This is a genomic window from Vibrio sp. 1557 (genome assembly GCF_033340175.1).
GTDB lineage: Bacteria > Pseudomonadota > Gammaproteobacteria > Enterobacterales > Vibrionaceae > Vibrio > Vibrio alginolyticus.
Window position 1 is genome coordinate 1 of record NZ_JAWOVZ010000185.1, and the last position, 1,220, is coordinate 1,220.

The following is a 1,220-nucleotide window of genomic DNA, read 5'->3' on the forward strand; positions in this document are numbered from 1 at the left end:
TTGGCTTCAAGTTTTGCAGACTCCGTGTTCATGGTGTCGGCAATTTTAAACAACTTGGTTTGGAAATGATCTACGGTGAATTGCTTGTCGTTGAGTTCGCGCTCTTTAGCAAACATGTCGTTATCGTTGTAAAGCTGAGCGTTGAAATGAGTGCTGACTTGAATGCATCGCGTAACACCAATTGCGCCTAAAGCGTCCAGACGATCAGCATCTTGGACGATTTGTGCTTCCAACGTGTTTGGCCTGATGTTGGCGCTAAAGCTGTGCGCCTCTATCGCATGAGCGATGGCATCATGGTAGTGCTGAGGGTATTGAATACTCTCTAAATACGCGATGGCTTTTTTGGCTGCAATTGCAGAGCTTTGCTTGCGATTTGGATGATCTTTCGGGTAGGTGAAACAGTCATGCAAATAGGCTGCAGGTAACACAATTGCTATGTCTGCATTTTCTTCGTCGCAGAGCTGTTTCGCTGTTTTGACCACGCGTTTTACGTGTTCAATATCATGGGCCGCATCAACTTGCATCTCTTGCTGCATAAATTCCAAAAACAGCGGCTCAAACTGGCTTAATGACGTCATGGTTAATATCTACAACTAAAATGAAGCCAGAAGTATGCCCAACGCTAAGAAGAATTTCCAAGTGCGATGGTGTAATTGAGAATTAGCCACCAGATTGTTGAATACCTGAGTGATGTCAAGAAGTGGGATTAAGAGCGCTGTCACTGATTCCATTTGAAAGGTTAATACGCAGTGAAATGACTGAACTTTTCGAAGGTTTCTCTCCAGACAAGACTATTTCAAACAGACATTTTTATTAGTGTTTCTATGAGTCATTAATTTTATAAATGTGACTCAGTAGCACAGAAAACTTGGGTCTATAGATTGCATTTTTGAGTGATCTCAATTCCATTTTTATAGTTGTTTAGTGTGGTTTTTGTGATCTTGATCATGATATTTTTGCTTTCAGAGCGATAGGATTCCGCGCAAATGGTGAGTTAACTGAGTCGATGATATGCAGGATTTATATGAGCTAGAGCGTAAACTGGTCGAAAATGGCGCAGATATGAAAGGCTTAAAAGTGGTACCCGCGGTCGTTGATGAAGAAGGGCATGTTGTTTATCTGGGTAATAGTCCATCCATGATCAGAAACATCATTAGTTGTCGAAGACAATTAACGCAACGTACTAAAAAATAGTAAAAGGGTCTGACTAAATAGTCAGG

At 41.4% G+C, this 1,220-nt stretch carries 2 protein-coding genes; one reads left to right on the forward strand and one right to left on the reverse strand.

Annotated elements, in window-relative coordinates; genetic code table 11:
- On the reverse strand, positions 1 to 578 hold a 578-nt coding region (locus R7070_RS25710; RefSeq protein ID WP_318141452.1), incomplete at its 3' end, for an HD domain-containing protein.
- Positions 579 to 1,011: 433 nt separating this feature from the next.
- Between R7070_RS25710 and R7070_RS25715 the strand changes: the two genes are divergently transcribed.
- The gene (locus tag R7070_RS25715) at positions 1,012 to 1,194 is read left to right on the forward strand and encodes a hypothetical protein (RefSeq protein WP_005463425.1); all 183 of its coding nucleotides are present in this window, start codon (positions 1,012 to 1,014) and stop codon (positions 1,192 to 1,194) included.
- The last annotated feature ends 26 nt before the right edge of the window (positions 1,195 to 1,220 follow it).